A 22,177-nucleotide genomic window follows, 5' to 3' on the forward strand; every position below is an offset into this window, starting at 1 on the left:
GCGCGTTAAGGGTGCAGCGTCCCTTTATTTTCGGCCGGCAAGTCCCGAAAGGTTGGATGGATTTGGTCGGGGCGGTTTTTTCGCATATAATGAGAATAATGATCGCGATTGAATTGATAAAGGATGAACTTACATGACGATAACAACGTTTACCGGTCTGGGCCTTAACGAGGCGCTGACCGCGAAATTGGCGGACTATGGCATTACGCAGCCGTCCCCGGTTCAGGCGGAGTGCATCCCCGCCGCTCTGGAAGGCCGGGATATTTTGGCGCAATCGCAGACGGGGACGGGCAAGACGCTAGCTTACCTTCTCCCGCTGCTGCAAAACACCAATCCCGACGAGAAAGCATTGCAGGGATTGATTCTGGCACCGACCCAGGAACTGGCGATGCAGATCGTCCGGGAGGCCGAGAAATACGGCGATTCGCTGGGAATCCGGGTACAGGCCCTGATCGGGGGTGCGGCCATCAAGCGCCAGCTCGAGCGGCTGAAGCAGCATCCGCAGCTCATCGTCGGGACGCCGGGCCGGATCCGGGAGGTGCTCGCGCTGCGCAAATTGAAGCTGCACACGGTCCGAACCGTTGTCGTCGACGAGGTGGATCAAATGTTCCAGCTTGGTGGGACGGCCGACCTGGAGCATATTTTGCGCGGTACCCTGCGCGAGCGGCAGCTCCTGTTTCTCTCCGCGACCATCAATCCGGAAATTCGCAAACTGGCCGGGCAGGAGATGAAGGACGCGGTGGAAGTCGGCATCGAGCCGGAGCATCGGACCTCCAAGACGGTGGAGCATGTTTACTTCGTCAGCGAACGTGACAAAATCGATATGCTGCGCCGGATTCTCCGTCACTATGACCCTGCTCGTTCGATCGTGTTTATCAATAACACCTCGGAAATCGCCGAGGTGGAGGCGAAGATGAACTTCGTGGGCCTGAGCGCCGGCGCTCTGTATGGGGATGCGGACAAAACGGTAAGAAGCGTCACGCTCCGCAAATTCCGGGAAGGTAAAATCCGGGTGCTGGTGGCCACGGATGTGGCGGCACGGGGGCTCGATATCGAAGAGTTATCGCTTGTGGTCAACCTGGATCCGCCGATCGATTCGGAGCATTACGTCCATCGGGTAGGACGGACCGGCCGGATGGGGCGAAACGGTCTGGCCGTCTCCATCGTCGCGCCGAAAGAAGAGTTCATCATGCGCAAATTCTCCAAGGAGCTCGGGATCGAAATCCGGCAGCGCGGCATGTACGGCGGACAAGTGGTGGATCCGCAGTCCGCGCAGGGCAGTCGCCGGAACGGGACGGTAGCCGCCCCCGGAAAGAAGCGTGAAAGCGGGAAGCCCGGAAGCGGAGAAGCGCTCCAAGCCGCTGAGACGGCAGGAGCCCGCCACGCCTCCGGCCGGACGGCTGAAGCTTCGCCGGGACGCGGCAAGCCCGGCCCGTCCGCCCGCTCGGGCAAAGCGGCACCGAAACCGTCCGCTTCCCGCAAGAACGACCGGAAGAAGACGGACGGGAAGAACAAAGGGGCTCCAAGATGGCTGAAGGAGAAGCAGTCGCGGAGCTAGCCGGCTAGGAACGCTAGTGATGGAATCCAGCGGTAGTACGAGTTTGGTTAGAGGAGGATCTTGTGTTGAGTGAAACGCCCGTTTTACAAATAGAAGAGTTGACCGGGGGTTACAGCCTCGGACGTCCGGTTCTTCATGATATCAATTTCGAGGTGATGCCGGGCGAAATGGTCGGTCTGATCGGCCTGAACGGTGCCGGCAAAAGCACGACGATGAAGCATATCCTCGGACTGATGACACCGCATCGCGGCGGAGTGGCCGTCCGGGGGAAGACGCGGGAGGAGGACCCTGAAGGCTACCAATCCTCCCTGGCGTTCGTCCCCGAATCCCCGCTTTTGTACGAGGAATTGACGGTGCGGGAGCATCTTGAATTTGCCGCCCGCGCTTACGGGGTCAACCCGGATGATTACCGCGAAAGAACCGAGCGGCTGCTTAAGCTGTTCCACATGGAGGAAAAAGCCGACAGCCTCTCCATCCATCTATCCAAAGGGATGAAGCAGAAGGTCATGATCATGTGCGCCTTCGTGGCCCGGCCTTCGTTATACGTCATCGACGAGCCTTTTCTGGGTCTCGATCCGCTCGGGATCCGTTCCCTTCTCGATTTTATGCTGGAAATGAAAGAGAGCGGGGCTTCGATCCTGCTCAGCTCGCATATTTTGTCCACGATCGAAAATTACTGTGACCGGTTTATCGTGCTTCACCGGGGGGCGGTCATCGCGCGGGGGACCCTGGAGGAGATCGCTCAGCAGGCCGGGATGCCGGGTGCCGCGCTTGAAGATATTTTCTACAGCTTAGTTAAAGGCGGAGATTAGAAAATGAAGCTTCAGGAGCTGTACAGGCAGCGTAAATCGTCTTTTTGGAGCAAAGTGCTCCCGTTTGTGCCTTATATATTCCAGAGTGGAGTAGCGGTCCTGTTCCTGCTGCTGCTGATTGCCTTCTCCGCCTGGTATACGGCTTTTCTGCAAAATTTGCCGCCGGGGCTTCCCGTCCTCTGGATCCTGTTGATTCTCCTCGGGCCGCTGACGGTGTACTCCAGTTTCCGGACCTATATGCAGCCGGCCGACGTGATCTTTCTGCTGCCGCAGGAAGCCGGGATGAGCGAATATCTTAAGCCCGCTTTCCGAAACGGAATCGTGTATAAACTCATCGGCCTTTATATTCTTCTTTTAACAGTGTGGCCGCTCTACATCCGGTCGGATCTTGAAGTGCGGCACCCGCTGTGGCTGATCGTGTCGGTGTTGTTTGTGTTGAAGCTGTTGAGCGCCTACGGCGCATGGCAGGAGCTGCGGATCTCGACCGCCCGTGCCCGCATGGGCTACAGGCTGCTTCGCTGGTCCTTTCTCTGGCTGATGCTGGCCGCCTGGCTATGGCAGCCGGCGTGGAAGAGCGCCCTGTTTACGGTTCTGGTGGGAATTAACTACGTTTTGGCTTTGCGGTTCCCCATGAAGCACAACGTTCCTTGGGAAAACCTCATCGCCGCGGAAAAATCGGGAGCCGCCCGGGTTATGCTGCTGCTCGGCTGGTTCGTGGACGTGCCCGCGGAAGGGCAGAAGGTCATTCGCCGCCGCTGGCTTTCCGCGTTCGGAAACCGCATCCCGTGGTCCCGGGCCGGCGCCTACCGCTATCTGTTGACCAAAACGTTCATTCGCAGCGAGCTGCTGGGCATCATCGCCCGCTTGACCTTGCTGGGAATGCTGATTGTGGGATGGAACGGACAAACCTGGCTCGGCGCGGCGATCTACCTGTTCTTCATCTTTCTCGCCGGAACCCAGTTAAGCGCGCTGCGGCATGTCCATAGCGACACACCCGCGGACGCCTACTACCCGATTCCCGTTGGCTCCCGCCCGAAGGAGATCGTGAATCTCGCCACCCGCGTCCTGTCGGGAATCGCCGTGGTTCTGTGGATCCCGATGATCTTCGGCCCAGGCGGGAACCTCACCTATCTGATCGGCAGTCTCGCCGTAGGAATCGTCCTGGTTGTGGGCCTACGGTCCACCTGGAAGCGAAAATGGCGGGAAGAAGAGGAAGAGTAAGGGAAGGCAAGCTTAACGGGGATTTCTTTCGATAAAATTCGGGAACGATGCCTTTCTTGGGGTTACCGGGCGGCCGCCGCCTTCCCAATTTAAAAGACCGTCGGAGCACGAAGCTCCGACGGTCTTTTGGCATATCAATTAGTACAAAAACGAACGGCTGACGATCACCAGCAGGATGAAGAGCACCAGGATAACCCCCGTGCTAGTCCATAAGCCCCCGCCATATCCGCCGCCGTATCCGCCTCTATCTTCTCCAACACCGCTCATTCTGCAAATCCCCTTTCTCATAGATATCATTTAGTACACAGTATTCTATGAGCAGGGGGGGAACCCTGCTTGGGCGTATATAACGGCTTCCCGACAATTGGGTTTACGCTTGGAGATCCTGCACTCCCCGGTACACCAGATCGAACAGATCCTCCAAATTCTCCTCGGCTATGCAGGAGAAGGCGATCCGCAGATCGGTATCTCCCAACGCGATCGTCCCGACGCCGTACTCGCGGATCAAGTGCTGCCGCAGCGTCTCGGCGTTTACGTTTTTAAGCTTGAGACACATGAAATATCCCGAATTAAACGGATAGTATTCCCATACATCTCCGTATTTTCCGCTGTCCAGCAGCGCCTTTACTTTGTTGGCGCGGCCTTTCATAACCCGGAATTTCTCCGCCTTCTGGGCATGGAATTCCGGAGATTTCAAGGCATGCAGCACGAAGGTTTGGGAAGGATGGGCGCCGCTCGATATGGTCGCGCGAATGATGCCGAGCGTCTTTTGCTCCAGCGCGGAGAGAACCGCGGCATCTTCGGCGGCATAAGTGATGAACCCGACCCGGAAGCCCCAGACATACTCTTCCTTGGTCGCGCCGTCGACCTTCACCGGCAGAATCCGTGGATGGCGTCCGGCCAATCTGCCGAAAAGCGATTCGGACAAGGACTCCTCAAAGAAAAGCCCGAAATAAGCGTCATCCGTCACCACGACAACGTTGATGCCCGCCTCGGCGGCTTCCGTAATCGCGGCGACGATCTCGTCCCCTTCCTTCGCTCCCGGCGTGTAGCCTGTCGGGTTGTTCGGGAAATTCAGGATGACGATCGCTTTTCCTTTATCCTTCTGGGACAGCAGGGCCTCGCGAAGCCCCTGGCTGTTAAATTTCATGTCTTCCGTGAAAAGCGGATAGTTGACGATCACACCATGACGGCGGATGCCGAAGGTCAGTTCATAATTTTCCCAGTTCTTGTCCGGAAAAATGACCGCGTCGCCTTCATCTACGAACAGATCGGCGACGATGCTGAGACCGTGGGTCAGCGCGTTCGTAACGACCGGGTTGCCGAAGCTTTTATCGGCGATCGACGGATTTTCCGCGATCATCTTCTCGCGCCATGCGCTGCGGAGTTCCGGTTTCCCGGCCGGCGGCGCATACGGGTACAAATCCTGCGGTTTGTATGCGGACAAGGTTTCCTGAATGGCCGACAGATGCATCGGCCCGCCGTCCTCGGTGGCGATCCCGATCGTCGCATTGTACTTCTTCGCCCCGGCCGCCGCTTCGGCGGATTGGCTCAGAATGCCTTCCTTGGGAAAATAAATCTCCTTCCCCAAGGTGGACAGCATTTCGTACACATGGATATTGCCGGCTTTCAGATTCTCGTTTAACTGCTCCGCAAGTGGGTTCATCACGCGTTCATCCTTCCAATCGGTTATTAAGGGACAATGCCGTTTTGACTGCCTAACATTATATCATTTCGTCCCTCTACCGTCACGGTCTAATCACGCGTCCCCAGGAGTCTCTCCGGCATGCTGCGGGCAAAATCGTTTCATCAGCGAAACGGTGTCGGGGTCCAGCTCCAGATTTCGATTTTCCAATCCGGACGTGACATCGTTAAAGCGCGGCTCGGTCAGGTTTTGCCCGAATTTAAATTTGGCGCTGATCTCCTCCGGAACGATTTTGAAAAGGGATACCGCCTTAAGCTGCCCCGTATATTTGGGGTCTTCGGGGGTAATGGGATCATACCCCCCTTCCGGCTGGAGCTTTTCCATGAAGAGCGTGAGCGCCGAGGCCTTCTCTTCCGGGTTGTCCACAGACTCGGCGAGGCCGCGGACCATGACGCTTTTAAAGAACGCCGAGGCCGGGCAGGCCAGCTGCGGATCGGTGAAATAAGAGGGGATGATCGCATACTCCTTGGCAACGGTAAAACTGACGCGGGGATCCTGCTTCAGGTGTTTCATTTTTTCGCCGGCCCGACTGCCGTGAAAATAAATACAGCGGCCGTCGTACACAAAGTTGAGCGGCGTGACCCGAATCCATCCGTCCGGGCCTACGGTGCCAAGAAATCCAAAGCTCATCTCCCGCAAAAAGGATTCGATTTCCCTGGGGTCCTCGACGGTAAATTCTTTTCTTCTCATCTGTAGTTCCTCCTGATCCTAATCTTAAGCTTGTTTTCGGCTGATAGTTTTGACGTTTTCTCCAAGTCTAGCCGCTCGATTGACATATAAAAAGAACCAATTTACATTATTTTTTATAGTCCAATTATAAAAAGATCAAGAATGGGGGCCTCCTGTTGGATTTCTCGATTCCGCTGGAAACGCAAGGGCGGAAATACCGCTACAAATACGAGGCGCTCTATCATGCGATCCGGACGGCGATTCTGGACGGAACCCTGCAGGAAGGCGCGCGCCTTCCCTCTTCCCGCGATTTGGCGTCAGCTTATGGCTTGTCCCGCGGCAGTGTCGCGCATGCTTACGACCTGCTGCATGCGGAAGGCTACGTCCGCTCGGCCGTCGGGAGCGGCACTTTCGTGGCCCGCATCGAGCCCCGGCGGGCCATACCCGGGCGGGCTGCCGCGGCGGACATCCCTTTGTCCCCTTGGGGACAAAGGGTGATGAAGCCGGCGCTGCCGCTGGAGGGGGGTGCCGCATCCGCTTCGCCGCCGGTTCCGGACCCTGCCGGAACCATCACGTTCCAGGATGCGGGGCCGCCCGCCGCCGGGTTCCCGCAGGCGGCGTGGAAGAGCGCGCTCGCCTGGGCCGCGCGGGAACGGGCCGTGCCCGCGGCCGGCGCGGCGGAAGCCGCCGGCGATCCGGAGCTGCGCGCCGCCATTGCCGCGCACCTGCGGCGAAGCCGGGGCATTGCGGCAGAGGCGGAGCAGATCTGCCTGTTCCAGGGCTCGATGCAGGCGATCATGCTGCTCACCCAGCTGCTGCTGGGGGAGGGCGAGCCGGCCGTGCTGGAGGACCCGTGCTATCACGGGATCTCCAGGGCGGTCGCCGCCTGCGGAGGGGTGGCCGTCCCCGCCCCCGTGGACGGGGACGGCATCCTCCCGCGCGACTGGGACGCGCGGGTGCTGTACGTCACGCCCGGTCGGCAGTTCCCGACCGGGGCGGTGCTGTCGCCGGCGCGGCGGCAGGAGCTGCTGGCCTGGGCGGCCAAGCGGAACGCGGTCATCGTCGAAGACGATTACGACACCGAGTTCCGTTGGCGGGGCCGCCCGCTGGAGCCGCTCAAGGCGCTGGACCGCGAGGATCGGGTCGTATACATCGGGTCTTTTTCCAAGACGATGTTCGCCTCCCTGCGGATTGGATATGCCGTGCTGCCGCGCGGCCTGGTCGGCCCGGCCGTACGGGCCAAAGCCCTGTACGAGCCGGTTTCCCCCGCGCGGCTGGAGCAGCGCGCGCTGGCCTGCTTCATGCGCAGGGGCGATTATGAGCGCCATCTGCGCCGGATGCGCCGGATCTACAGCGCCAAACACGAGCTGTTCCGTCAAACGCTGGCCAAGGTCATCCCGGAACTGTTCGGGCTGCGGATGGCTGAGGCCGGCCTGCTCGTCTATGCGGACTGGAAGCGGGCGCCCGAGGAATTTGCCGCGTTTCGGGAAGCGGCCGGGCGCCGAGGGGTTACGTTTCGCGACGGGGAGTTGTACCGGCTGACCCCAGGCCCACCGGCGGCCTGCTTCAGTCTTTCCCATCTGGATGACGCCGCTTTGGTCGAAGGGGTATACCGCATGGGGCAGGCGTGGAAAGATATTTATGAAATGAAAAAATAGGAGTATAATCGGCTTAATCGGTTTTTAAGACCAGGTAATGAATACAATCATTTAATCCGAGGAGGTGAGGAGATGCTTCACGTATCCCCGTCTTCGTTTATCCTGAAGCCCGCGTTCGCCAAAATTGTATGCGAGCCCGGTTGGAAATGGCATAAGCGGGAGAAGCCGCTGCAAAACTACGATTTGTTTTATGTATGGAGCGGTGAAGGCACCGTGGTGTTGAACGATCAGCCGATTCAGGTCGGTCCGGGAAGCTGCTTTTTGTTCCGGAAGGGGGACCATACCAGTGCCACGCATAATCCTCAGCGCCCGCTGGTGTTAACGTACATCCATTTCGATATCGACGAACCGGTTGATGAAGTTCCCGGTCCTTACCGCAAGCTGGAGGAGACGCTGGACTTTGAATATATGCTTTCCCGGTATGTCCGGTTGTTCCTGATCAAGGCGTATGGCGCCGAGGAAGAAGCCCGGCTGATTCTGAAGCAACTGCTCATTTACCTGCTGCGTGCGGAAAAGGAAACGCCGAAGGAAAAGAAGGTCAGTCACCAGTTGAACGAAGTGATTCAAGAGGTGGCCAATTATTGCCTTCAGCATCCCGGTTTACCGCATAAAGTGGAGGATTTGGCCGCACGTGCCGGCTTGTCGCCGCGATATTTTTCCATAAAATTCAAGGAAATCATCGGGCAATCCGTCCAGTCCTATATCATCAAGACGCGGATCGACCGGGCCCAGCATCTCCTGCTCCATGCGGGGATGAATGTAACCGAGGTGGCGGATGCGCTCGGATACAGGGATATTTTCTTTTTCAGCCGACAATTCAAGCAATACACCGGCAAAAGTCCCTCCGAAATTCGCTGATATCTCCAAATTCGCAAAAAAAATTCTCCCTGGCTGTTTCATCCCAATTCTTGGCGGGTAAATCCATTTTATAGCCGGAGTCTGGGAGGAGGTGGCAGTATGGGAAGAAGACGGCGGATGCGCAGCCGGGGAATTTCGGTGCCGGGCAGCAGCATATTCAGATATCGTTTCCGGCGTTGGAGACGTCCCGATCGGGAAGAAGAAACCTGGTTCTAACCACAGTCTTGATATTAAGTCGGGGATGAAGATTCCCGGTCTTCATATAGGCAAATCATAGGCAAAAACGGTCGAGCGGGGATACCTGCCGGCCGTTTTTTATTTCTGCCTATGCCTAGCGGAGCCATAAGGGCCATAAGAGGCGCTATTTTGTCGAAAATGGCTGAGTGGAGAGAAATAGCGGACGTTTGAGGCCTTATTTCGGGGAAAAAGCGGTGCAACCCCCGTTTTGGGGCCCGCCGAAGCAAAATAAGGCCTCTTTTGACCGCTATTCACCCGGAAAAGCCGATTTTGGCCGAAATAGCGCCCCAAAAGGCCGTTAAGGCGGCGGGCGGCTAAGGAATCCGCGGCTGCCGAAGTCGTCCGCTTAACCTGGCAGAGCCATAAGGGCCATAAGAGGCGCTATTTTGTCGAAAATGGCTGAGTGGAGAGAAATAGCGGACGTTTGAGGCCTTATTTCGGGGAAAAAGCGGTGCAACCCCCGTTTTGGGGCCCGCCGAAGCAAAATAAGGCCTCTTTTGACCGCTATTCACCCGGAAAAGCCGATTTTGGCTGAAATAGCGCCCCAAAAGGCCGTTAAGGCGGCGGGCGGCTAAGCAATAGCGGCTGCCGAAGTCGTCCGCTTAGCCTGGCAGAGCCATAAGGGCCATAAGAGGCGCTATTTTGTCGAAAATGGCTGAGTGGAGAGAAATAGCGGACGTTTGAGGCCTTATTTCGGGGAAAAAGCGGTGCAACCCCCGTTTTGGGGCCCGCCGAAGCAAAATAAGGCCTCTTTTGACCGCTATTCACCCGGAAAAGCCGATTTTGGCCGAAATAGCGCCCCAAAAGGCTGTTAAGGCGGCGGGCAGCTAAGCAATAGCGGCTGCCGAAGTCGTCTCCATGCACTCGCCGCACTCGACGCACTCCATGCACTCGCCGCACTCGATGCAACTCGACACTCCATGCACTCGACGCACTCCACGCACTCGACACTCCACGCACTCGACGACTCCATGCACTCGACGCACTCCATGCACTCCACGCACTCCATCCACTCGACGCACTCCACGCACTCCACGCACTCGACGACTCCATGCACCCGACGCACTCCACGCACTCGACGCACTCCATGCACTCCACGCACTCCATGCACTCGACGGACTCCATGCACTCGACGCACTCCACGCACTCGACGACTCCACGCACTCGACGCACTCCACAAACTCCACGCACTCAACGCATTCAACGCACCCCACCAACTCCACCAACTCCACCAACTCCACTATCCCCTAAGCAGGCAGGAACTTTTCCCGACTTAAGTCCAGGGAGGGTCCGGTCCATAGACCGTGTGCGGCAGGCTCGTGAAGAATTATGATAAGGGTATCTGTTTTGTGAAGGATCATACATAAAGGCGGGGGGCCGAATTGATGAAGCGCTTATGATGCTCGGTCCCCCGATCTCATCATTGTCAGGAGGATAAAAATGAAAACGAAATCCAAGCTCGCGGCAATGGCGGGGGCGGCGGCCGTGCTGGTATTGTTGGCGGGATGTACGGAGACGCTGAAGGCGGAGGAACAGGCGAAGCAAATCGTTAGCCGGACGACGGAAAGCCTGGGGCAAGCGGTCAGCGATACGGTCGACGCCCATGTAGGCAAACTGAAAAAGGAAGGCGCTTCACGATCCTTATCCGCAACCGAACCGGCGGGGCGGGCGACGGGAATCCGGCTGGAGAATGAGGTGGGAAATATCGCGATCCGGGCCGCGGAGGGCAGCGACCTCGAAATTGAGGCGGAAATCTGGTCCGCGAACAAGTTGGCTAACCGGGATGTGCTTACCGAGGTTTTTGACCAGGCGGAAATATCGGTGACTACCGAAGGCAATGAAATGTATATTGCCGTGCATGCCAAGGATGATCCGGATATGAACTTGTGGAAATGGGCGCAAAAGAAATACCGGTTCTCCGATTTTAGCATCGATTATACGCTCGGGCTTCCGGAGAGCATCGTCTCCTATGATGTTACGAGCCAGGTTGGCGATGTGGCTATGACCGGACTTCAGGGAAGCTACCGCGTCAGGAGTGAAGTGGGTTCGGTGCAATTAAGTGATGCGGGAATAGCAGGGGCTTCCTCGATCAGCGCCTCTACGGGAAGCATTGAGCTGGGAATCGCGCGGATGGAAGAGGCAGCGGATCTGCAGGTTGAGGCGGAGATCGGCAGCATTGAAGCCAAGCTGGCGGATTCCTTGAATTGCGAGGTGGAGGCCAAGGCGGAGTTGGGCGAAATCAGCGGGGTCCCCGATGGCCGGAGCCGGCGGGGCAGCGGAGGACCGCTGTTGTCGCTGAACGCTTCCGTGGGAGCCATTACGGTACAGTAATGGCTCTTCCTTTTTTACCGCATGATCTCATGATTGGGATTAGGGCTGTTTCGTAGAGGGCGCGAAGAATCGGCCCAGCGGTTCGCCCATCCGCACTTTTTGGCCGACGGCTCTGTCTGGGAGCGGCTCGAAAGTCCCGGTTTCCATCAAAAGGACGACGGTGGAGCCGAACTCAAAATAGGCCAAATCATCGCCCTGGTTCCAGGATGAAGCGGATTCGTCGCTATAACGGATACTGCTGACGTTCATGGCCCCCACCTTGACCAAGGCGATTTCGCCGCGTTCATGGGACAGGTATGTAATCAGTCTTTCATTCCGGGTGAGTACGCCTTTCATATGTTTCATTCCGAAGTCGTTCACCGGGTAAACTCTTCCTTTGATGTGCTCGCTTTCCAGCCGGGTGCCGGTTACCGGCGCGTGAATCCGGTGGTAGTCGGTCGGGCTCAAATAAAGCACGAAGGCGTATCCGTGCGCGTAGGATTCCACCCGGGGAGAATGGTTTAGCAAATCATCCAGAGTGTAATCCTGTCCTTTTACATTAAAAATCGTGCCGGATTGAATCTCGCCCATAAACGTGATGAGCGCGTCGACCGGACTGATTAGTCCCGAAGGTTCCGGGTGAATCGGGCGCATACCGCTCTTCAGCTTGCGCGTAAAAAATTCGTTTAATGTCCGGTATTCTTTCAATTCTTTTTCCGCTTCATGCAGCGGAATCCGATAGGATTTGGCGAACCACGGGATCATGTGGCGGCTCGCCCTGGAATGCGAGAACCTGCCCATTAGCCCGGAAATCCACTTCCGGGAGGTTAGTTCAGTCATCCATTTCATCCAGTGTGCAGCCAAGTCGTTTCCTCCTAAACATCATCAGGTTCAACGGGTCGCTCAGGACCCGTTTCCACTTCCGCTTATATTGACACAGAATAGGTACGAAATCAACCGCGAAAGCGATTGCTTAAATTTTTTCCTTGCCTATTTGTAAACATCTGGAGTATATTATTTGCAATCGCATATGGGATACGGGGGCTTGAGTGAATCAGGCTGAGATGGCAGCATACTCCGCTGCGGACCGTTAATCTGAACTGGATAATGCCAGCGTAGAGAATCTGTCGTCCGAAATGCACGTTCACTTTATGGGGTGTATTTTCCTGTGGACCTAGCAGCCGTCTGAGCTTATTCAGGCGGTTTTTTTGTTCCATTCCAACGATATTTACGAAAAAGGAGAGGGGTAACACATGAAACAACAGGAGAATGCGGTATTAAAAAAGGGGTTGAAACTGAGCGATATTTTGGTGACTGTGCTGGTATCTTTGGTAATCGGCGTCGTCTATCATTTTTGGAGCTCTGTTTACGGCCTGGTACCTCCGGTATTTTTTCAAGCGGATGAGCTCGTTTACGGGATGTGGTTTATTGCCGCCACGCTCGTGTTTCTGCTGATTCGTAAGCCCGGGGTGGCCTTGCTGGCCGAAGTGGCGGCCGCCCATGTGGAAATTTTGTTCGGCAGCGAGTGGGGGATACAGCTCGTTCTCTACAGCGTTTTGCAGGGGCTTGGGGCCGAGCTGGTCTTCGCCTTGTTCCGCTACCGCAACTATTCGGGCACGGTGGCTGCCATGGCCGGAGTCGGCTCGGCGATCGGTTCCCTCATTCCCGATATCTACTATGGTTATGTGGCGGATTATGAAACGTGGATGTTGTTCGCGAAGTATGGCATGCGCGCCATAAGCTCCATGCTGTTTGCGGGGTATTTGGCTTATGCCCTGGCTAAGGCGGTGGAGGCCACCGGGGTTACTTCGCTGATCCGTCCCGTTACCGCCAAAGACGTGGCGGCATTGGACGATTGATATGGGCGGCTTCCATGCGGATCTCCCGCCGGCTGGCGCAGCGAAAACGCCGATGTCCGGGGAACCGGCAGGAGAGGTAAGGGATCTCAGGTTAAAGTTTCCCGGTGAGGACACGTTCGTGTTCAAAGATCTGACGTTCCGGGTGGAGCGCGGGGAAAAGCTGCTGCTGCTCGGACCGAGCGGCAGCGGGAAATCGACCCTGCTGCAGGTGCTTTCCGGGATGATCCCGGAGCTCGTCGATGTCCCCATGCGCTATTCGGAGCGGGTGCTTCCCTCTGCCTGGGGGATGTTGTTCCAGGACCCCGACACGCAGTTTTGCATGCCGTATGTCGATGAGGAACTGGCATTTGTGCTGGAAAACCGGCGTGTGCCGCGTGAGGAAATGGCACCGCGGATGCGGGATGTCCTGAAGAAGGTGGGGCTCGAGCTAAAAGAGCTCCACGTGCCGATCGGGACGCTGTCGCAAGGGATGAAGCAGCGGCTGGCCCTGGCGTCCATTCTGTTGATGGAGCCGGAGGTGCTGTTTCTCGACGAGCCGTCCGCCCTGCTCGATCCGCCGGGAAGGAAACAAATCTGGCAGGCGGTGCGGGAGGTGGCCGAAGCGCGGACGCTGATCATCGTCGAGCACCGGATCGAAGAATTGCTGGAGCTGGAGCTCGTCGACCGGGTCGCTCTGTTCGGGCCGGAGGGCCGTTTGCTGGGACAGGGGCCGCCGGAAGAGTTGTTCCGCAGTTACCGCAAAGAGCTGCTGGCGTACGGAATCTGGCATCCGGGAGTTTGGGACGGCTATGTTGCCGACTTCCTGGAGGCATACCAAGAGACCGGTCCGACAGTCGGCGGGCAGAAGGCGGACTCGTATAGGCAAGCGCCGGAAGGCCGGGAGCAGGGGGCGCAGGTGTGCAAGCCGGCCGGGAAAAAGCACGGGCAAACCGCTCCGTTGACGGAAAGGAAATCCGTCGGAGAACCCGCCGGGCAACCTGTCGGGCAACCCGTCATGGTCCTGACGGACTTTCGCGGATTCCGTCAGGGACGGCCGGTTATCCACGCCGCGCAGGCCAGCGTATACCCCGGCGATTTTATCGCGGTGACGGGGCCGAATGGAGCGGGGAAAAGCTCTTTGCTGCTCAGCCTGATGGGACTTCTCCCCTCCGAAGGGGGCTACCGTCTGTCAGGCCAAGACATGAGCTGGAGCAAGCTCCGCAACAAGATGGTTCGAGCCGTCGCCCGGGAGGTCGGCTTTGTGTTTCAAAATCCCGAGTTCCAGTTTGTCGGGAACCGGGTAGACCAAGAAATCGCTTTTTCCTTACTGGAAGAGACGGCCGGCTCGGAGGAAGTATCGCGCTTGGTCGATGAGGCTTTGATCCGCTTCGGTCTCGCCGGTTTGGAGGCCCGTCATCCGTATCAGTTGTCGCTCGGCCAGAAACGGAGGTTGAGCGTGGCGGGAGCCGCGGTGCTGAAAAGACCGGTGCTCCTGCTCGATGAGCCCACTTTTGGTCAGGATGCGGTGAATACGTTTGCGATCTTGGATCTGTGCGAAGAGCTCCGGCGTGAAGGGGCCGCCATTCTCATGGTCACGCACGAGGAAAAAATCGCGGAAACGATCGCTACCCGGAAGTGGGAAGTCAGGGACGGGGTGCTGACCGACTGCGGCTTGACGGAGCGGGGGCGGCCGCGGGCGGGCATCGCGAATCCCGCTACCGTTGGGGTTGAGGGAACGGCCGCCGCGAATGGCGAAAGGGTGAGCGTATGAAAGGCGTGTTTGCCCCTTCGTACCGGACCTGGATGCACCGGGCCAACCCGGTTCTGAAGCTGGGCGGGTCGATCTTGCTGTTTTTTCTCGCTCTGTTTACGCATCGGCCCGATTTTATGCTGTATCAGGCCGTTGTGTTTATCTTGCTGCTGTTTTGGCAAAGCGGATATGCCTTCTGGAAAATCCTGTTGGTAGTTTTGTCCTTCATTCTGGTGTTTATCTCGTCCTCCTCTACCATGATGCTGTTCGGTAAAGGAGAGGCGTTATGGTGGGAATGGGGGCTTATTCGGATCACGGAGGAAAGTTTTTACCGGGGGATTCATATCGGACTCAAGTCGGTTACGCTGGCGGCGGAAGGGCTGCTCTTTGTGCTGACCACGCCGTCGGTGGGCTTGTTCTATGCCCTGATGCAAAACGCCAAGCTTCCGCCCAAATTCGCATACAGCTTTATGGCCTCCATTCGCCTTCTCCCCATGGTTTGGGAGGAGCTTCTCATCCGCAGAAATGCGCTGCGAATCAGGGGGGGACAGCGGCTTCGCGGTCCCCGCGGATGGGTGGCGGCAATCCGGCTGTATGCGGTGCCGCTGCTCTCCCAAAGCATCCGCCGGGCTCACCGGGTGGCCGTCGCGATGGAGTCCAAAGCGTTCGACGGAAAAGGGGGAAGAACGTATTACTATCCCTCGGTTTTCACGAAGTTCGATCTGCTGATCGCCGCGCTCTTGCTCGGAGCCGTAAGTCTGGCGCTGCTGCTTGGCGGCACGCTGCCGGTTTTCAGTATAGCGGATATTAGAAATTACTAAATTTGCAGGAAGAATTCAAGAAAAAGAGAGCTCGGGCTCGGCGGTGTTCAGACACCCCAAAATTAACAACGACGGCTGCATCCTTTACAGGAGACAGCCGTTTTGTTAGCGGCTTTAGCCATTTGAGCACGCGAAGTGTGCGAAACAACAAAACACCCGATGGGGTCGTTATAATAGGAGCGTTCAAGCCGCTATGTATAACGAAAGGAAAGGTGGCTTGATGGCTAATCGAAGTGATATGTCACATATAAAGAGGCGCCTAGTGTGCTTGCTTCCAAGCTTCCAACTCCAAACTCCAAAAAGATGCGAATCTGCAGGTATTTAGGCCGATCCCCGCGGGGGAAAACGAAAAAGATGCAAATCTGCAGGCATTTCCAGCGATTTTAGAGAAACGAGCCGGTTTCGTCGAAAATTCCTGCAGATTTGCAGGAACTTTGAAATTTTGGGCCCCGAACGAGAAAAAAACATGCAGATTTGCAGGAATTCTATATGATCAAGGTTGTCTGAAGCGGGACTAGTATTAAACGCAGCCCTTCAGGGGTCGTCAAAAGCAGCAACGGCATAGTAGTTTGAATGAAGTGAAAGCTAGCGTCTTTAGACTTGAGCCGGTAATAAAGGCTTATAGCCTAAGAGCAAACCACCCGTTTGACGGGTGGTTATAATTGTTCCGCCCGGCTTCCGAGGGGAAACCGGGCCATAAACTCCCGCTGCTCCAGCAAGTAGCTGGCGTAGGCCATAGGCTGGATGTAGGTTTCCTTCCAGACGCTCTCCATCCCGGCTTTCCGGAAACCGTAACGCTGGTCACGGCCGTTGCATTCTATAAAGTAAGGGTACCCCTTGGAGGTGATCCCGATATCCATCCCCAGATCGCCGAGCAGCGGCAAACCGGAGGATAGGCGTCGCGCCACCGCCAGGGAGAGCGCCTCCACATGGCTGATGATGGCGGGGACGAGGTGCCCCGGGAGTACGGTGGATAGCAGTTCCGCCGCGGGATATGCGCCGCCGCCTTTGGCGATGTTGGAGATGAAACTGCCCGGCGGCGCGGCTTTGGCGAACAGACCGGTAACCGCCCAGGTGCCCCGGAGCCCGCGCTGTACGGTCACGCGAAGGTCGACGGGGCGACTCTCCGCCTCCGCCAGCGGAATCCGTTCCTGGATCAGGTAGGGGACCGGGAGTCTTTGACGTCTGAGCCAAGCTGCGGCATTCTCCCGCTTGAGGCGGGCAGGCGAACGAGGCGGGAACGACTTTTTGGAGGGAGGATACAGAACCTCCCACTCGCTGCCGGTGTCTCTTAACCTCATAATTCCCCGGCCGACCGACCCGCGCACCGGTTTCAAAATTAGATCGGAATACCGTTTCATCATCGTTTGCAGCGAACCCGCCGATGCCGACACTGTTTCGGGCAGGTAAGGACGCAGATCGGGATCGCTCCATAAAATCCGGTGAATGACGTCTTTGCCGTATCGGTTGTTCATGTTGAATATAATTTTACCGCGAGCGCCTAACGCCGCCAATTTGCGGAGAGCGGCCTGATCGCTATAGAGCGCCCGGTTATGAATGACGGTCGGAATGGGCATGACGGTTTTGGCATAATCCCGTCCGTTCCAGATATAGGCGACGCATTTGTTTTGCTTTAAATCCATATCCCCGAGACGAAGAAAACAGGGAATTAATCCGTATCTCCGTGCGGCTTCTTCATAGTTGCCAAGCGACTCCTGACCGGTCTTTCGCCGGGGGATCCCCCTGTACATGCTGGAATTAAGCAGAATACCGACATGGTTCTGTCCCATAGGTGTCTCCTCCTCGATACGGCTTCTTGTTCAATATATGGGATGCGGGCGAAATGGCGTGGACGACTGTACTCCGGCGACAGCCTGTTTTATAAAACCCTCGGCGGAGCTTGAAGGTTTACGTATAGGATCTCAAAGAGGGGGATGGGAAATGGCAAATCGTAAGGTGGCGATCGTTACCCCGGGGTCCTTCGTCATTCCTTCCGGGCGCAGCAGTTCGGTGGAGCGCGTGGTGGAAAAAGTGTCTCCTTTGGCCTCGGGGCTGCTCGATGTTCGGATCTACGGGGTGGCCGGTTCGGGGCTTCCGGCGAAGGGGGAGGTAGCCGGGGTTCCGTGCTGGCGGCTGCCGGGAGGCTCCCGGTACATTCCTTCCATATTACGTCACTTGAGATTATGGCGGCCGGATGCCGTGGAAGTCCACAACCGGCCCGCCCTGGCTTATCGGTTAAAGGCAAAACTTCCGAGTTCCCGTGTCCTCCTCACCCTCCATTCGACGAATTTCATATCCGCGCCCCGCCTTCGGCCCGACCGGGCCCTTCGTTACTTGGAAGCCCTGGACGGCCTGATCGTGAACAGCGAGTATCTGAAGCTGGAGATCCGCCGGAGATTCCCCTCCCTTGTCAAGGAAATTTACGTCAACCGGCTGGGAGTCAGCCTTGATGATTTCGCTCCCCGCTGGACCCCGGCGGGAGAAGCGCTGCGTGAGGCCAGGTTGAAAGATTTGGGCTGGGAAGGCGCCAAAATCGTCTTGTTCGTCGGCAGGCTCATTCCATCCAAGGGGGGGCATCACCTGCTGACGGCGTGGGAGAAGATCGTGAAGGCGGAGCCCCAAGCTATGCTGCTGATGGTCGGCAGCGCCTTTTACGGGAACGACCGGGAGACGGGATATACGAGGAGATTGAAAGCGGAGGCCGCGACGTACGGCGGTTCGGTCCGGTTTTTGCCGTTTGTTCCTTATCCCCAAGTGGCGGACTGGTACAATTTGGCCGACGTTCTCGTCGTTCCCTCGGGAGAGGAGGAGGCGTTCGGGCTGGTCAACGTCGAAGCCATGGCTTCGGCCGTACCGGTGGTGGCCGCCCGGGTCGGGGGCATCCCCGAAGTCGTGGCTGACGGCAAAGCCGGATTTCTTTATTCGCCGGAAGCCTGGAGGGAGCAGCTCAGCGAACGCGTTCTGCAATTGCTCGGAGACCGGGATTTGCGAAGAAGAATGGGCTGCTGCGGCAGAGAGCTGGCCAGGCAGCATTTTCGCTGGGATCATACCGCAAGCCGCTGGGTCCGACTGATTCGGGAGGGCCGATATTAACGGGATTCCGGCTTGTTGAGGATTCCGAAGTTTTAGGCACGGGGGATACCCCCGTGCCTTTCTTTGTTCAGGAAGGCACCCGAAAGGCTGTACGTTTGCCGTTGCAACCCTTCGCAACCGACATACACTGAGGTATATGCTCAGTATATACAGGACTGGGAGGTGACAGGTTTGATTCGCAAGCGAACCCCCCGCATTCGAACGAACCGAAAAAAAACGATTCGTCCCAAGAAGCGGAAGCCGCTCATCAATCATCCCGAGCCCCTGGTTTCTATCATTATTCCGGCCTTGAACGAGAAGGCCACGCTTCCGGCTGTCCTGCGCGAAGCGGGACGGGTTCATCCGCGAAGCGAAACGATTGTGGTGGCGAACGGGTCGACCGACGGGACGCCTGATGTGGCGCGAAGACTCGGCGCCAGGGTCATTTGGAGCCCGGACCCGCTGGGCCATGACGTGGGACGCCGGGTAGGGGCGGAGGCGGCGAAGGGCCGGGCGCTCCTGTTCATCGACGCCGATATGGTCATTCCCGCCTGGCAGTTGCGCCCATTCGCGGAAGCCGTGCTTGAAGGCGGCGTGGACGTGGCGCTTAACGGCTACTCGGGGCCGCCGAACCGGCGGGAACCCCATCCGGTTGTCGTCGCGAAGCATGTGTTGAACGCCTGGCTGGCCCGTCCGGACCTGCGGGGAGCTTCGTTGACGGCAATTCCCCACGCTTTGAGCCGGAAAGCGCTGCAGACGATCGGTTCGTCCGTTCTGGACGTCCCGCCTCTGGCGCTGGCGGCGGCGGTACTCCGGGGCTTGGAGGTCCGCGCGGTTCATACGGTTCAGGTGGGACGATTAAATCCCCGCCGCCGCCGGAAGGGCTGCCGCGATTTACTGACCTCGCTGGTGCTGGGGGATCACCTGCAAGCGATCCACGGGCTGATCCGGGAGAAAGGCGCAAGAGGCGGCTATGACGATCTTGGACGATTGCGCGATAAGGTTAGGTGATAACATGAACCGCAAGGGATTACGCCGAGGCCGCCCGGAGAGCCGTGCCGGAGGCATAAGACGAAAGCGTACCGGACACGGCCGAATTCCGCCGCTGAGTCAGCGCGCGGCTTCCGATGAAACCGGACGACCGGGGTGGATGGAAACGGCCGCGAGAAAGGCGGGTTTTACGGCAGGCTCCGGCCATGCCGCTTCGAGAGGATGCGGAACTACATTCAGGGAAGCCTTTAACGATTGGTTTTCCGCAGCGGCGGAATCGCGGAAGGGGGGCGGGACGGTCCGGGAAATCACGGACTGCGCGCTGGCTTTCCGCGAAGGGTATTCGGCAGGCTCGGGCATCCCCCCGAAGGAGATTCCGCTTCCGCTGCAACGCTCCGCATCGGCGGTCGTCACCGCAAGCAATGAGGAAAAGACGCTGCCTCTCGTGCTCTCCGAACTGGAGAAGCTGCCGCTTCAGGAGATCATGGTAGTGCTCAATGGCTGCACCGACGGAAGTTTAGAGGCCGTTTTCCGCCATCCTCGGGTGCTGAAGCTCCATTTTCCGGAACGCCTAGGCCACGACGTGGGCCGGGCGGTGGGAGCCAAGGCGGTCCGGGGGGAAACGATCCTGTTCGTCGACGGAGACCTTCCGGTTGTCGCCGAGGAGTTGGCCCCGTTTCTGCTGGCCGTCGACCGCGGGACGGATATGGCGTTGAACGATATAACGCCCTTTCTCCCGCCTTTTCCCCAACAGGATGAGGTGACCCGAAGCAAAACGCTTCTCAATCTGCTTCTGGGCCGGCCGGATTTGCAGGCCAATTCGCTGACGGCGGTGCCTCACGCCCTGTCCCGGAAGCTGATCGACGCCATCGGGACGCCGGCATTGGCCGTTCCCCCGAAGGCCCAAGCTCTCGCGATAGCCCGGGGCTTCGAAGTGACGGCTCCTTCCGCGGTTAACGTCCTGCGCAAAAACCGGATACGCGCCGGAAATACCGGTGCCGGGAACGCCGTGGCGAAATTGATCGTGGGCGACCATATCGAGGCGTTGGAAACGGTAATGCAGATGAAGGGAATCCGGCTCGATACAACGCGGTTATCGCGAAGCGAGCTGGCGAAAGCGAGGAACGCAAGGTGAGCGAATTCGGCCTGACCAGCATCATCATTCCTTCCTACAACGGACTCGGTCTGCTGCGTTCCTGCGTGGAGTCGATCCGGCGCCATACGGAGGTTCCTTATGAAATTATCATCGTGGACAACGGCTCCTCCGATGAGACGGTCGCTTACGCGGTGCGGGAGCAATTGGTGCTGTTTGCGTTGCCGGGAAACAGGGGGTTCCCCGAGGCCTGCAACCGGGGAATGTCGATCGCGTCCGGCGATCAACTGCTCCTGCTCAATAACGATGTAGAGGTGCAGCCGCGCTGGCTCTCCAACATGCTGGCGGCGCTATGGAGCGCAAGTGAGGTCGGTCTAGTCGGACCGGTTACCAACTTCGCCAGCGGCCGCCAGCAAATCGATCTTCCGTGGGCCGGAGAAGCGGATTTTACCTCGCTCGCCGAGCGGATGAACCGACCGGACCCGGCGAAGTGGCAGGAAGTTCGCCGCCTCATCGGGATGTGTCTATTGATGAAGCGAGAGGTGCTGGAGAACGTCGGCTACCTGGACGAACGATTTTCACCGGGACACTATGAAGATGACGACTACAGCTACAGGGCAAGACAGCGGGGGTACAAACTGCTCGTGTGCGGGGACACCCTGGTCTACCACGCGGGAAGCGCCAGCTTTAAAGCCGAGAATCCGGAGGGCTGGAACGACCTGATCCGAAAAAACCGAAGGCTGTTTATCGATAAATGGGGGGTGGATCCATGGGAATTCGTTTAGCTGAAATTCCGCGGAAACCGCCCGCTCCAATATCAAGGAATCTTACTAGGAGGGGAGCTCATGAAAGGTGTGATTTTGGCGGGAGGCACCGGTACACGTCTATACCCGCTAACCCGGCTGATCAATAAGCATCTGCTTCCGGTCGGGAATCATCCCATGGTTAGTTACGGGATAGAACGGCTGCGCCAAGCCGGAATCACCGATATTCTCATGGTGATCGGAAAGCAGTCGGGTGGATTGTACACCCAATATTTCGGGAGCGGGGAACATTTTGGAGTGAATTTGACTTACCGGGTTCAAGAGTCGGCGGGGGGCATCGCGGAAGCGCTGGAACTGGCCAAAGGATTCATTGCCCCGGACGAAAAATTCGTGGTGCTCCTGGGGGATAACCTGTTTCTGGACGACTTGACGCCCTACGTGGATAAATTTAAGCAGCAGCCGCCGGGCAGCGCCAGAGTGCTGCTTAAACCCGTGAAGGACCCCCGGCGGTACGGAGTTCCCGTTTTCGACCCGGATCGCCCGGATCTGATCTCTTATATTGAGGAAAAGCCCCAGAACCCAAAATCAAACTATTCGGTCACCGGCATTTACATGTATGACGGCGCGGTGTTCGGGTGGATTCAGGGCATCAACCGCTCCGCGCGCGGGGAACTGGAAATTACGGATGTGAACAATCTGTACGCTCGTAACGGAAAGCTGGAATACGACGTACTGCAGCTGTGGTGGGGGGATGCCGGAACCTTCGAATCGCTGAAGGAAGCCGCCGAGCATATGAAAGGGGTACTGCCATAGACCAAGGA

Annotated in this window: 20 protein-coding genes, 1 pseudogene and 1 riboswitch; of the genes and pseudogenes, 15 read left to right on the forward strand and 6 right to left on the reverse strand. The window is 57.7% G+C overall.

What is annotated here, in order from left to right; translation table 11 throughout:
* The first annotated feature begins 133 nt into the window (after positions 1-133).
* The 3 genes from LBW89_RS23835 (at position 134) to LBW89_RS23845 (ending at position 3,591) form a co-directional block, all read left to right on the forward strand.
* The gene (locus LBW89_RS23835) at positions 134-1,558 is read left to right on the forward strand and encodes a DEAD/DEAH box helicase (protein WP_148456935.1); all 1,425 of its coding nucleotides are present in this window, start codon (positions 134-136) and stop codon (positions 1,556-1,558) included.
* 65 nt (positions 1,559-1,623) lie between these two features.
* Positions 1,624-2,370 carry an ABC transporter ATP-binding protein gene (locus LBW89_RS23840; protein ID WP_148456937.1) on the forward strand — a complete coding sequence of 249 codons (747 nt, stop codon included), beginning with the start codon at positions 1,624-1,626 and terminating at the stop codon, positions 2,368-2,370.
* 3 nt (positions 2,371-2,373) lie between these two features.
* Positions 2,374-3,591, forward strand: a complete 1,218-nt coding sequence (locus tag LBW89_RS23845; RefSeq protein ID WP_148456939.1) for an ABC transporter permease — start codon at positions 2,374-2,376, stop codon at positions 3,589-3,591.
* Positions 3,592-3,729: 138 nt separating this feature from the next.
* Here LBW89_RS23845 and LBW89_RS23850 read toward each other — a convergent pair whose 3' ends face one another.
* From LBW89_RS23850 to LBW89_RS23860, 3 genes are all read right to left on the reverse strand, one after another.
* Positions 3,730-3,858 carry a YjcZ family sporulation protein gene (locus LBW89_RS23850; protein WP_211373355.1) on the reverse strand — a complete coding sequence of 43 codons (129 nt, stop codon included), beginning with the start codon at positions 3,856-3,858 and terminating at the stop codon, positions 3,730-3,732.
* A 103-nt stretch (positions 3,859-3,961) separates the two neighbouring features.
* Positions 3,962-5,257: an aminotransferase class I/II-fold pyridoxal phosphate-dependent enzyme gene (locus LBW89_RS23855; protein ID WP_148456941.1), complete on the reverse strand. Its 1,296-nt coding sequence runs from the start codon at positions 5,255-5,257 to the stop codon at positions 3,962-3,964.
* A 93-nt stretch (positions 5,258-5,350) separates the two neighbouring features.
* Positions 5,351-5,986 (reverse strand): pyridoxamine 5'-phosphate oxidase family protein, encoded by a 636-nt coding sequence (locus LBW89_RS23860; protein WP_148456943.1) that lies wholly within the window; start codon positions 5,984-5,986, stop codon positions 5,351-5,353.
* A gap of 155 nt (positions 5,987-6,141) precedes the next feature.
* Between LBW89_RS23860 and LBW89_RS27775 the strand changes: the two are divergent.
* Positions 6,142-6,321: pseudogene (locus LBW89_RS27775) on the forward strand (GntR family transcriptional regulator); the annotation flags it as partial.
* Between the two features lie 23 nt (positions 6,322-6,344).
* Here LBW89_RS27775 and LBW89_RS27780 read toward each other — a convergent pair.
* The gene (locus tag LBW89_RS27780; RefSeq protein ID WP_318249451.1) at positions 6,345-6,539 is read right to left on the reverse strand and encodes a hypothetical protein; all 195 of its coding nucleotides are present in this window, start codon (positions 6,537-6,539) and stop codon (positions 6,345-6,347) included.
* Between LBW89_RS27780 and LBW89_RS23865 the strand changes: the two genes are divergently transcribed.
* The 3 genes from LBW89_RS23865 to LBW89_RS23875 all read left to right on the forward strand — a co-directional run bounded on the left by LBW89_RS23865 (position 6,463) and on the right by LBW89_RS23875 (position 11,049).
* A complete protein-coding gene (locus LBW89_RS23865) occupies positions 6,463-7,623 on the forward strand; it encodes a PLP-dependent aminotransferase family protein (protein ID WP_318249450.1) in 1,161 nt (386 codons plus the stop codon). The genes LBW89_RS27780 and LBW89_RS23865 overlap by 77 nt on opposite strands.
* 72 nt (positions 7,624-7,695) lie before the next feature.
* Positions 7,696-8,481: a helix-turn-helix domain-containing protein gene (locus LBW89_RS23870; protein ID WP_148456947.1), complete on the forward strand. Its 786-nt coding sequence runs from the start codon at positions 7,696-7,698 to the stop codon at positions 8,479-8,481.
* 1,677 nt (positions 8,482-10,158) lie between these two features.
* Entirely contained in the window at positions 10,159-11,049 is an 891-nt protein-coding gene (locus LBW89_RS23875; protein WP_148456951.1) for a DUF4097 family beta strand repeat-containing protein, read from the forward strand.
* 39 nt (positions 11,050-11,088) lie between these two features.
* Here the strand turns inward: LBW89_RS23875 and asd are convergent, their stop codons facing one another.
* Entirely contained in the window at positions 11,089-11,892 is an 804-nt protein-coding gene (asd, locus tag LBW89_RS23880; RefSeq protein WP_148456953.1) for an archaetidylserine decarboxylase, read from the reverse strand.
* Between the two features lie 163 nt (positions 11,893-12,055).
* Positions 12,056-12,167, forward strand: a riboswitch (TPP riboswitch).
* Between the two features lie 114 nt (positions 12,168-12,281).
* Between asd and LBW89_RS23885 the strand changes: the two genes are divergently transcribed.
* From LBW89_RS23885 to LBW89_RS23895, 3 genes are all read left to right on the forward strand, one after another.
* The gene (locus LBW89_RS23885; protein WP_148456955.1) at positions 12,282-12,887 is read left to right on the forward strand and encodes an ECF transporter S component; all 606 of its coding nucleotides are present in this window, start codon (positions 12,282-12,284) and stop codon (positions 12,885-12,887) included.
* Positions 12,888-13,005: 118 nt separating this feature from the next.
* Positions 13,006-14,637 carry an ABC transporter ATP-binding protein gene (locus LBW89_RS23890; protein WP_412067027.1) on the forward strand — a complete coding sequence of 544 codons (1,632 nt, stop codon included), beginning with the start codon at positions 13,006-13,008 and terminating at the stop codon, positions 14,635-14,637.
* Positions 14,634-15,437, forward strand: a complete 804-nt coding sequence (locus LBW89_RS23895; RefSeq protein ID WP_148456959.1) for an energy-coupling factor transporter transmembrane component T family protein — start codon at positions 14,634-14,636, stop codon at positions 15,435-15,437. The genes LBW89_RS23890 and LBW89_RS23895 overlap by 4 nt, the downstream gene beginning before the upstream one ends.
* 656 nt (positions 15,438-16,093) lie before the next feature.
* Here LBW89_RS23895 and LBW89_RS23900 read toward each other — a convergent pair.
* Positions 16,094-17,227 carry a YheC/YheD family protein gene (locus LBW89_RS23900; RefSeq protein ID WP_148456961.1) on the reverse strand — a complete coding sequence of 378 codons (1,134 nt, stop codon included), beginning with the start codon at positions 17,225-17,227 and terminating at the stop codon, positions 16,094-16,096.
* A 151-nt stretch (positions 17,228-17,378) separates the two neighbouring features.
* Here LBW89_RS23900 and LBW89_RS23905 point away from each other — a divergent pair, with 151 nt between their 5' ends.
* The 5 genes from LBW89_RS23905 to LBW89_RS23925 all read left to right on the forward strand — a co-directional run bounded on the left by LBW89_RS23905 (position 17,379) and on the right by LBW89_RS23925 (position 22,169).
* Positions 17,379-18,530: a glycosyltransferase family 4 protein gene (locus LBW89_RS23905; protein ID WP_148456963.1), complete on the forward strand. Its 1,152-nt coding sequence runs from the start codon at positions 17,379-17,381 to the stop codon at positions 18,528-18,530.
* A 162-nt stretch (positions 18,531-18,692) separates the two neighbouring features.
* Entirely contained in the window at positions 18,693-19,520 is an 828-nt protein-coding gene (locus tag LBW89_RS23910) for a glycosyltransferase family 2 protein (protein WP_318249449.1), read from the forward strand.
* A 4-nt stretch (positions 19,521-19,524) separates the two neighbouring features.
* Positions 19,525-20,634 (forward strand): glycosyltransferase family 2 protein, encoded by a 1,110-nt coding sequence (locus LBW89_RS23915; RefSeq protein ID WP_225040617.1) that lies wholly within the window; start codon positions 19,525-19,527, stop codon positions 20,632-20,634.
* On the forward strand, positions 20,631-21,377 hold the full coding sequence (locus tag LBW89_RS23920; protein WP_148456967.1) for a glycosyltransferase family 2 protein: 747 nt from the start codon (positions 20,631-20,633) through the stop codon (positions 21,375-21,377). The genes LBW89_RS23915 and LBW89_RS23920 overlap by 4 nt, the downstream gene beginning before the upstream one ends.
* A 60-nt stretch (positions 21,378-21,437) precedes the next feature.
* Positions 21,438-22,169: a sugar phosphate nucleotidyltransferase gene (locus LBW89_RS23925; RefSeq protein WP_148456969.1), complete on the forward strand. Its 732-nt coding sequence runs from the start codon at positions 21,438-21,440 to the stop codon at positions 22,167-22,169.
* Positions 22,170-22,177: the final 8 nt, after the last annotated feature.

It is taken from the genome of Paenibacillus sp. alder61 (assembly GCF_020179875.1).
GTDB lineage: Bacteria > Bacillota > Bacilli > Paenibacillales > Paenibacillaceae > Fontibacillus > Fontibacillus faecis.